Source organism: Pseudomonas sp. CAN1 (assembly GCF_030462585.1).
Taxonomy (GTDB): Bacteria; Pseudomonadota; Gammaproteobacteria; order Pseudomonadales; family Pseudomonadaceae; genus Pseudomonas.
Window position 1 is genome coordinate 1 of record NZ_JASMRU010000063.1, and the last position, 9,966, is coordinate 9,966.

General features: G+C 66.6%; 9 protein-coding genes. 2 read left to right on the plus strand and 7 right to left on the minus strand.

Annotation, left to right across the window (positions count from 1 at the left end):
• On the minus strand, positions 1-188 hold a 188-nt coding region (locus tag QO207_RS30645), incomplete at its 3' end, for a LysR family transcriptional regulator (RefSeq protein WP_301536012.1).
• Between the two features lie 377 nt (positions 189-565).
• Between QO207_RS30645 and QO207_RS30650 the strand changes: the two genes are divergently transcribed.
• On the plus strand, positions 566-2,113 hold the full coding sequence (locus QO207_RS30650; RefSeq protein ID WP_301536013.1) for a nucleobase:cation symporter-2 family protein: 1,548 nt from the start codon (positions 566-568) through the stop codon (positions 2,111-2,113).
• Between the two features lie 173 nt (positions 2,114-2,286).
• Here the strand turns inward: QO207_RS30650 and QO207_RS30655 are convergent, their stop codons facing one another.
• Complete coding sequence (locus QO207_RS30655) at positions 2,287-3,216, minus strand: hypothetical protein (RefSeq protein ID WP_301536014.1); 930 nt, start codon at positions 3,214-3,216, stop codon at positions 2,287-2,289.
• Between the two features lie 197 nt (positions 3,217-3,413).
• Positions 3,414-4,292, minus strand: coding sequence for a LysR family transcriptional regulator (locus QO207_RS30660; RefSeq protein WP_301536015.1), 879 nt, complete (start codon positions 4,290-4,292; stop codon positions 3,414-3,416).
• A 144-nt stretch (positions 4,293-4,436) separates the two neighbouring features.
• On the opposite strand from QO207_RS30660, the gene QO207_RS30665 reads away from it, so the two are divergent.
• A complete protein-coding gene (locus QO207_RS30665) occupies positions 4,437-5,822 on the plus strand; it encodes an NAD-dependent succinate-semialdehyde dehydrogenase (protein ID WP_253454100.1) in 1,386 nt (461 codons plus the stop codon).
• A gap of 215 nt (positions 5,823-6,037) precedes the next feature.
• On the opposite strand, the gene QO207_RS30670 is transcribed toward QO207_RS30665, so the two are convergent.
• The 4 genes from QO207_RS30670 to QO207_RS30685 form a co-directional block, all read right to left on the minus strand.
• Positions 6,038-6,565: a DUF3828 domain-containing protein gene (locus QO207_RS30670; protein WP_301536016.1), complete on the minus strand. Its 528-nt coding sequence runs from the start codon at positions 6,563-6,565 to the stop codon at positions 6,038-6,040.
• 320 nt (positions 6,566-6,885) lie between these two features.
• Positions 6,886-8,202 (minus strand): NAD(P)/FAD-dependent oxidoreductase, encoded by a 1,317-nt coding sequence (locus QO207_RS30675; protein WP_301536017.1) that lies wholly within the window; start codon positions 8,200-8,202, stop codon positions 6,886-6,888.
• A gap of 178 nt (positions 8,203-8,380) precedes the next feature.
• On the minus strand, positions 8,381-9,052 hold the full coding sequence (locus QO207_RS30680) for a S8 family serine peptidase (RefSeq protein ID WP_301536018.1): 672 nt from the start codon (positions 9,050-9,052) through the stop codon (positions 8,381-8,383).
• Positions 9,042-9,966 (minus strand): ABC transporter ATP-binding protein (locus tag QO207_RS30685; RefSeq protein ID WP_301536019.1); only part of this gene is annotated, 925 nt, incomplete at its 5' end. The genes QO207_RS30685 and QO207_RS30680, both read right to left, overlap by 11 nt.

The window sequence follows — 9,966 nt, forward strand, 5'->3', positions numbered from 1 at the left end:
CTGGCGGTCAGCACCAGCTGGCGGCCGCGCTTCTCGAACAGTTCCACGCCCAGGCTGGCCTGCAGCGTCTTGACCTGCTGGCTGACCGCGCCGGTGGTGACGTGCAGCTCGACGGCGGCCGCCGCCAGGCTACCCAGGCGGGCCACGCTTTCGAACACCCTGAAGCTGTGCAGCGGCGGAAGAGCCATCTTTTCGCAAATCCAGTGAAACCAAGGCGGACGGTTATAGCAGGAGCAGCTCGCGGCGGGGAGAACGACGACCAACCCGCAACGCTGGCGCGCAATTTGCGAAGGCCTGTGTACAGCGGGCAGGCAAGAACCTTTCGGAGCTTTGCATGCAGCCAACTGGTGCTTTTGGATTCAAACATGCACACATTTCGTGCAAGGCATTGCGAGTCAGGATTTCATGCAGAACGCCGATTGCAGAGCTATCTCAAGAAGAAAAAGACATAACCGCACGGTCAGATTCCGGACCATCGGACACAAACATGTATACAAAACAGTGGATATTCACCACGAACTTTGTCTACAGTGGCCCCACAACAAAAACAAGCGAGTCCTCAGCCATGAATGATCGTTCAGCTGTAGCGTCCGCCGGCGCACGACCGGAAGACGAGAACCTCGGAATCGGCGCCAACCTGGCGTACGGCCTGCAACACGTTCTGACGATGTACGGCGGTATCGTCGCCGTGCCCCTGATCCTCGGCCAGGCGGCCGGGCTCTCCGGCAGCGAGATCGGCCTGCTGATCGCCGCTTCGCTGTTCGCCGGCGGCCTCGCCACCCTGCTGCAGACCCTCGGTATTCCTTTCTTCGGCTCGCAGATGCCGCTGGTGCAGGGCGTATCCTTCGCCGGTGTCGCCACCATGATCGCCATCCTCGGCGGCGGCTATGAGGGCGGCGGCCTGAACGCCGTGCTCGGCGCGGTGATGGCGGCCTCGTTCATCGGCTTCCTGATCACCCCGATCTTCTCGCGCATCACCAAGTTCTTCCCGCCCCTGGTCACCGGCATCGTCATCACCACCATCGGCCTCACGCTGATGCCGGTGGCGGCGCGCTGGGCCATGGGCGGCAACCCCAAGGCGCCGGACTTCGGCAGCATGGCCAACATCGGCCTGGCCGCCCTGACCCTGGTCATCGTCCTGCTGCTGAGCAAGCTGGGCAGCGCCTCCATCTCGCGCCTGTCGATCCTGCTGGCCATGGTGATCGGCACGATCATCGCCGCCGCCTTGGGCATGACCGACTTCTCCCGCGTGGCCGAAGGCCCGATGGTGGCCTTCCCGGCGATCTTCCACTTCGGCATGCCGACCTTCCACGTCGCCGCGATCCTGTCGATGCTGATCGTGATCATGGTGACCCTGGTAGAAACCTCGGCGGACATCCTCGCCGTCGGCGAGATCATCGGCACCAAGGTCGACTCCAAGCGTCTGGGCAACGGCCTGCGCGCCGACATGGCGTCGAGCATCCTGGCGCCGATCTTCGGCTCCTTCACCCAGAGCGCCTTCGCCCAGAACGTCGGCCTGGTGGCCGTGACCGGCGTGAAGAGCCGCTACGTGGTAGCCACCGGCGGCCTGATCCTGGTGACCCTCGGCCTGCTGCCGGTGATGGGCCGGGTGATCGCCGCAGTGCCCTCCTCCGTGCTCGGCGGTGCCGGCGTGGTGCTGTTCGGCACCGTGGCGGCCAGCGGTATCCGCACCCTGTCCAAGGTGGACTACCGCAACAACATGAACCTGATCATCGTCGCCACCTCCATCGGCTTCGGCATGATCCCGATCGCCGCGCCGAGCTTCTACGAGCACTTCCCGAGCTGGTTCGCCACCATCTTCCACTCCGGCATCAGCTCGGCGGCGATCATGGCCATCGGTCTCAACCTGCTGTTCAACCACCTCAAGACCGGCAACTCCAACCAGCAGTCGGTGTTCGTTGCCGCCGAGGAGCGCACCCTGCGCTACCGCGACATCGCCGCGCTGAACGAGGGTGACTACTTCCAGAACGGCAAGCTGTACGACGCCGAAGGCAACGAGGTCCAGGTGGTCGGCGACGATCACGACCACGACGAGCACCACGCGCCCGCCACCAGATCGGTGAAGCGCGAGACGGTGAACAGCAGCGCCTGACGCTCAGTCAGACGCCCATGAAAAAGGCCCCTTGCGGGGCCTTTTTCGTTTGCGTATCTCAAGCTTTTGGCAGGAGCGAGCCTGCTCGCGAACGGACCCACCGGCAGCACGATCATCAAGCGGTTCGCGAGCAATGACGATGGCGTCCCCCCTCGCTCGCAAGAACAGGCGAATCAGTGCAGCGACGCCACCGCCGAGTCCTCTTCGGCCGACGCCACCACCATCGCCACCCGGCCAGCCAGGGCCGGCTCAGGTTCCGCTTCGGGCTCCGGCGGTGCGCTCACCTCCAGCATCAGCGGCGCCGAAGGCCCGCCTCCAGGCGCCGGATTGACTACCACCACCGCCAGGCTGCCAGCCACGGCCACATCCTCGGGCAACAGGTGGAAGGCCAGGCGCGAGCTGTCGGCCAGCGACGTCTCGCGCTCCACACCGTTCACCTGCACCCGCGCGCCCCGGCTGAACCCCACGCCGCGCAGGGTGACGTACAGCGACTGGGCATCGAGCAGCGGCGGCTGCGCCTCGCTGATGACAGCGACGGGATTTTCCAGCTGGTCCTTGCGCCGGGCGTCGCCTCGCGAGCGGCGGGTGCGGAACAGCGCGTCGAGGACATCGGCGAACTTGTCGGTGCCCTGCTTGGACGCCATCCCCACCAGCGCAGCCATCGCCATCAACCCGTAGAGGTTGACGCTGGCCGCATCGCTGGCGGGGTTCAGGGTCAGCAGCACAGCGCGCACGATCAGGTAGACCATCAGCGCCAGCGCCATGCCGATGCAGGGCTTGAGCAGGTACCACCAGATCCAGCTGGCCATGAAGCGGTCGTTGCCGACGAAGTCACCGAAGGACTTCGCCACGTGCACGAAGCTGCCCAGCGCCCCGGCGACCATCACCATGACCAGCAGCCGCGCATCCGGCCCCGGACACCAGCCGAGCAGGCATTGCACGCCGGCATCGCCGACCTCGCCGGGGCGCGGGAACTGCGGATAGGTCTGTGGCCAGAGGTTGACCAGGGTAATCGCCAGGACCAGCGCGAGGAGCATCAGCCCCGCGCCCATCAGGCTGATCTGCAACGAATTGGCGCGGCGTCTCTTGCTGCGTGTGTCCATCATGCGCTCCGGGCGGAAGGCCAGCGGGGGAAGAAAAGCGCCCTGCCGCGAAGGGCGTTTTCCGCCTTCGCACGACGGACAGAGAAACACACGTTAGCGCAGCCCGAAGCCGCCGCAAGAGGCCGCGGAGAAGATTTTTCCGGCGTCTCGCGGCTGTTACGTAACGCCGTTGAAACAGCCCTTGCGGCGCGGCTCGATCAGGCCACTTCGGCCTCTATTGCTGGCGCGTCCAGCAGGTCGATGAAGGCCCGCAGCGCCGGGGTATCGGTGCCGCGCCGCCAGAACAGCCAGGTGGTCGCCTCGGCGTGGTGCGGCGCCAGGCGGTGGATCGCTACGTTGCGCCCGCCGGCCAGGCTCTCGAACATCGCCCGCGGGATGATCGCCACGCCACCGCCGGCGGCGATGCAGGCGAGCATGCCGTGGTAGGACTCCATCTCGACGATCTTGCCCGGCACCACCCGGTGCTCGGCAAACCAGCCTTCCAGGCGCTTGCGGTAGGAGCAGGTATCGCGGAAGGCGAACACCGTCTCCCCCGCCACGTCCCGCGCGTCATGCACCGGCGCATGGTGCCTGGCGCTCATCAGCACCAGCTCCTCGCGGTAAACCGGCTTGCCGTCCAGCTGCGGGTGGTTGGCCGGACCGTCGGCGAAGGCAGCGATGAAACGGCCGGAGAGCACCCCGTCGATCATCTCGCCCGAAGGGCCGGTGGACAGGTCCAGCTGCACCTTCGGGCAATGCTGGTGGTAGCGCGCCAGCATCTCCGGGATGCGCACCGCCGCCGTGCTTTCCATCGAGCCCAGAGAGAAGCCGCCATGGGGCTCGGCGCCCACCGCCACCTGCCGGGCTTCCTCCACCAGATCGAGGATGCGCTCGACGTAATCGAGGAAGCTGCGGCCGGTCGGCGACAGACGGAGGCGGAGCTTTTCGCGGATGAACAGCTCGGTGCCCAGTTCCGCTTCCAGCTGCTTGATCCGCGTGGTCAGGTTCGAAGGCACGCGATGTAGACGGGCTGCGGCGGCAGTGATGCTGCCCTCGGTGGCGACGGCGCGGACGATTTCCAGCTGGGTGAGGTCCATCATTCTCTCCGGGAGAAAGAGTCTTTCTTGATTATTCATTTTACATGAATGGTTGCGCATCTTAATTTCTGCGCCATCCCGGAGCTACCACGCCCGGACGAACGACCGGCCTTGCGCCCTCCCACAGAACAAGCAGGACTCACCATGAACCAGATCGCCGCCATCCCCGCTGCCATCTCCCGCAGCCCCGCCACCGGCCAGGAACTGGCCCGCTACACCTTCGAAGACGCCGCCCAGCTGGAAACCTCGCTGGCCCGCACCGATGCCGCGTTCCGCCAATGGCGTGACACCAGCATCGCCGAACGTGTCGCCGTGCTGCGCAAGATGGCCGAAGTCCTGCGCGCCAACGTCGAGCCGATGGCCCGCATGGAAGCCCAGGAAATGGGCATGCCGGTCACCCAGGCCCGTGGCGAGATCAACAAGTGCGCCAACCTCTGCGAGTGGTACGCCGACAACGGCCCGGCCATGCTCGAGGACGAGAAGACCAGCATCGAAGGCGCGTACATCTCCTACCTGCCGCTGGGCCCGGTCCTGGCCGTGATGCCGTGGAACTTCCCCACCTGGCAGGTCATGCGTGGCGCGGTGAGCATCATCCTGGGCGGCAACACCTACGTGCTCAAGCACGCGCCGAACGTCATGGGCTGCGCCTATCAGCTGCGCGACGCCTGGCTGCAGGCCGGCCTGCCGGAAGGCGTGTTCGAGGTGCTGAACGTCGAACCGCCGCTGGTTTCCAAGGCCATCGCCGATGACCGCATCGCCTCCATCGCCGTCACCGGCAGTGTCGGCGCCGGCGCCGCCATCGCCTCCCAGGCCGGTGCCGCGCTGAAGAAGTGCGTGCTGGAGCTGGGCGGTTCCGACGCCTTCATCGTGCTTGCCGACGCCGACCTCGACGCCGCCGTGAAAGCCGCCGTCGCCAGCCGCTTCGGCAACTGCGGCCAGGTGTGCATCGCCGCCAAGCGCATGATCCTCGAAGAATCAATCGCCCCGGCCTTCACCGAGAAGCTGCTGGCCGCGGTCAAGGCGCTGAAGATCGGTGACCCGCTGGCGGACGACACCTTCGTCGGCCCGATGGCCCGCTTCGACCTGCGTGACGAACTGGACGGCCAGGTACAGCAGGCCATCGCCGACGGCGCCACCCTGCTGCTGGGCGGCCACAAGCTCGACGGCGAAGGCAACTACTACGCGCCGACCGTGCTGGCCGACGTGAAGCCAGGCAACACCGCGTTCAAGAAGGAAATCTTCGGCCCGGTCGCCTCGCTGATCGTCGCCCGCGATGCCGAGCATGCCCTGGAGCTGGCCAACGACAGCGAGTTCGGCCTCTCCGGCGCGATCTGGTCCGCCGACAAGGCCAAGGCCCAGCACATGGCCCGTCGCCTGGTCAGCGGTGGCGTGTTCATCAACGGCTTCTCCGCCTCCGACCCCCGCGTACCGATCGGCGGCGTGAAGAAGAGCGGCTTCGGTCGCGAGCTGTCGCACTTCGGCCTGCGCGAGTTCACCAACCCGCAGACCGTGTGGATCGACCGCAAGTAAGCCTTTGCTCTTGTAGGAGCGGACTCCGTCCGCGATGGTTTCCGGCGCGATGCGGACCTATCGCGGACGGAGTCCGCTCCTACGCTCCCTGTCAGTTTGCAATGGTCTTCGTGCGGTTCGCGAGCAAGCTCGCTCCTACAAGGATGCACCGTCGCTTTTCGTAGGAGCGAGCTTGCTCGCGAACCCGGCGCACGCCGCCGCTCCCATATGTGGCGTCACGGCTTGCCCGCGCCCTTCTTCAGCTGCAGCAGCTCCCGCGTGCTATGCCGCAGATTCTCGGCCAGGCTGCCCTGCTCGTTGAAGCAGTCCTCGACGAGCCAGCCGCCAGCCGTGCGATGCAGCAGCAGGCCAAGATCGCGATCCTCCCCCGTCAGTGCATCCTTGAGCACCACCCGCGCCTTGAGGCGCTCGTCGTCCACCGGGGCGAACTCCAGCGTCTTCACCTTGATATCGCCCCAGTCCTGGCAATCGCACAGCGGATCGCCACCCAGGTAGCCCAGCTCACCATCGGCGGCGTCCTGGTCGGCTTTCATGAGAGCAAGCAAGGAAGCGTCGAAGACGTCCGTCTCCTTCAGCTTGCCATTGGGCACGCCGGGGCCGTCGGGCGTGTAGCTGGCGTAGATCTCGCGCAGGAAGCGCTCCGCGCTGGCGGCATCGGCCAGCGACGTCGAAGCCGCGAGCGAGGTATCGAAGAGCGTCAGCAGGATCAGCGACAGGGCAAAGGCGGAGCGCAGGAAGGCCATGGGATTCTCCATCGGGCAGCCGGACATCATCGCCCGACGCGGCCTCGAATTTCCGTGAAGTGGTTAAAGCTGTGGCCGATAGCCCTGGGACAGACCCGTAGGGCGCATAACGCCTACGGCGTTATCCGCCACACCCAGTCACCGGCTAGCGCCAAAGTAGGATGGGTGGAGCTTGCGATACCCATCGAGCGGACCGGAAAGTGAATCGATGGGTATCGCTTCGCTCCACGCCAATCTACGAAGAGTCGCCATGCGGACGTCCAGCGGACCGTAGGGCGAATAACGCCAACGGCATTATCCGCCAAGACGGGGGCGCGCAATCAGGACCGCGGACGATAGCCCTGCGCGAGCAGCCAACCCTGGAACGCACGCCGTTGCTCCACGGGCAAATCCGCCAGCACCTGCGCCTCCGGCTCCGCGCGCAGCCGTCGCAGCCAGGGCGCCAGCTCCAGACCATCGAGGTGCCAGATGCCCAGCGGCTGGTCGGCGCTGACCACCACTTCCGCTTCGTCGACGAACTCGCCCTTCAGCACCGGAGCACGCTCGATGCGCAGGCTGGCGAAGTCGGCCGGCACGTGGCTCGGCTGCTCGTCCGGCCAGGCGCGACGGGCCTGCCAGAACGGCTGTTCAGCCCACTGCGTTTCGCTGGCATAGAAGTCGCGGCCGACGCGGGCGAAGCGCAGGAACAGCTGCTCGACCCGCTGCTGATGGAAGCGCTTGGCCAACTCCGCCCGCTCCGGCGCGCGCAACAGCGTGTTGATCACCAGCGGCGCCTGCAAGGCCGAAGACAGCGACTGGAAGATGCCATTGCCGGACAGCGGGTCCACCGCCATCGCCGCATCGCCCACGCGAATCCAGTTATCGCCGCAGGCTTCCAGGCAGAGGATCGCCGTGCTGCTGCGGGCGTGCAGGTCCAGTTCGCGCTCGACGGCATCAGCGAAGAATTGTCGGACCAGCTGCGAACTGGCGCGGCGCTCGCGGCAGTAATCGAGCAACTGCTCGCGGGGCGGCAACTGGCTGCTGGCGACATCCAGGGTGAGCTGCCAGTAGCAGCGGCCATCCTCCAGCCGCGCCATCCACGCCCAGCCGTCAGGCAGGCTTTCCACCGCCGTTGCCAACGCGCCGGGCTCACCCTGCCAGCGATTGAGCAGGCTGAGGGTTTCCAGGCCGCGCCGAGCCTTGCTGCCCTTCTGATTCAACGGCGCCTGGCGGCCGCGGGCCTCGACCAGAAAAGCACCCAGCACTTCCCGCCCGCCTTCGAGCTTCACTCGCCAGCCGGGGCCTTCTTCCGCCACCGCCAGCACCTGGGCTTCGATCAGTTCGACGCCGGCTTGCTTGAGGTCCTCGCGCAGCCCAGCATCGAAGCGCGGGCGGTCGAGGATGCATTCGATGTTCTGTGCGCTCTCCACGCCGTTCCAAAGCACGCGGCGTTGCGACGGCGGTGTGGCGCATTCCAGCGCGTGCTTCAGGCCGGAGTTGCGCAGGCCTTCCAGTACGCGTTGGGAGACGCCTTCCACGGCAGAGAAACGGCGCCATTCGCTGATGACGGTGACGGGGTGGCCGAGGCGGCGCAGGCCGAGAGCGACGGCAGCTCCGGCGGGGCCGGCGCCGAGGATCAGGATGGGGAGGCCACTCATGCCCCGGCTACCCTCACCCTAGCCCTCTCCCAGAGGGAGAGGGGACTGTTCGGCGCGCTCGGGGACATCTGCACACGCCGATATCCAAAGGAGAGCTCCAAAACCGAACGCCCGCAGAGGACGGCCCCCTCTCCCTCCGGGAGAGGGGTGGGGTGAGGGGGGCGGACTCGACCTCCACTCACAACCCCACCTTCCGCTCAATCCCCCGAAAAGCCGCCCGCTCACGCATCAACTCAACAAGTTGCACATTCGACAACTCCGGCCGCTCAACCAGCAACGCCGCCAGATGCCCACTGAAAGCCGCACACCCCAAGCTTGCCCCGGAACGCCCTGCCACCTTCACCGCCGCACCGAAATCCGCCTGCGGGCTATCCAGCCAGGACCATTCGCCTTCGCTACAGCGGGCATCACCCGTCACCCGGATCACCCCCGCATAGCTCGCCGGAAACACCGGCTCGCCCCGCGCCGGGCTGGACGCGCAGACCAGCACGCCGGCCTCGATCAGCTCCGCCACGGCCTCGCGCAGGATCGGTCGATCCTGACGCACGCCCAGGCTCAGGTTGATCACCCGCACGCCCTGCTCCCCAAGCCAGTGCAACGCGGCGGCGATCTGCAGCGGACTGGTCACGCCGCGCTCATCGAAGACCTGGGCGACGCACAGGCGAGCATCCGGTACCTGGGAAAGAATGGCTGCGCAGACGACGCTGCCGTGGCCCAGGAGATCAACCGACAGTGGCGGTCGGTCCAATCCATCATCGGCGAGACAGAAGCGCTGGCCGCTGATGACCGAAGCAGCCTGTTCCTCTGAATGACCACTGTCGACCACCCCAACCCGCAACTCAGGCCTCATGCTGCTGCACCGTCTGCGCCTCACGCACCCGCATCTGCCCATCCTGCAATTCCAGATGCAGGTCGGCGGCCGCCAGGGTCGAGGTACGGTGGCTGATCAGCAGACGCGTGCGCCCGGCGAACAACTGGTCGATGGCCGCGATCACCTCACGCTCGGTGCTCTCATCCACCTGCGAAGTGGCTTCGTCGAGCACCAGGATCAGCGGGTCCTGCAGCAGCGCGCGGGCGATGGCGATGCGTTGCTTCTGCCCGCCGGAAAGCTGCTGGCCGCGCTCGCCCAGCGGGCTGTCGATGCCCTCCGGCAGGCTGGCGATCAGGCTGTCCAGCTGCGCCGCGCGGGCGGCCTTGTCGATGGCGTCGCGACTCGATTCGGGCGCGCTGTACGCCAGGTTGTCGGCGAGGCTGCCACGGAACAGCACGATGTCCTGGCTGACCACTGCCACACGCCGGCGCAGCGCGTGCAGGTCGAGTTCACGCAGGTCGATGCCGTCCAGCAGGATGCGCCCCTGGTCGGGGTCGTAGAAGCGTTGCAGCAGGTCGATCAAGGTGCTCTTGCCGACCCCGGACGGGCCACTCAGCGCGACCTTGAGGCCAGCAGGAATCAGCGCCTGCACATCCTGCAGGACCGGCCGCGCGCGGCCCGGCCAGGCGTAGTGCAGGTTCTCCAGGCGCAGCTCGCCCACCGCCGGCATCGGCCGTGGCGCGGCGGGCGAAACGATGGTCGCTTCCTCGCCACGCAGTTCCATGACCCGGCCAAGGCTGACGGTCATGCGCTGCAACGCGACGTAAAGGCCGAGCAGGCTTTGCACCGGCCCGATGGCCATGCCCAGATAGGTGGAAAAGGCGATCAGCGAACCCAGCTGCCAGGTGCCCTGCACCACCCAGTAACCGCCGACCAGGAAGGCGCAGGCGCGG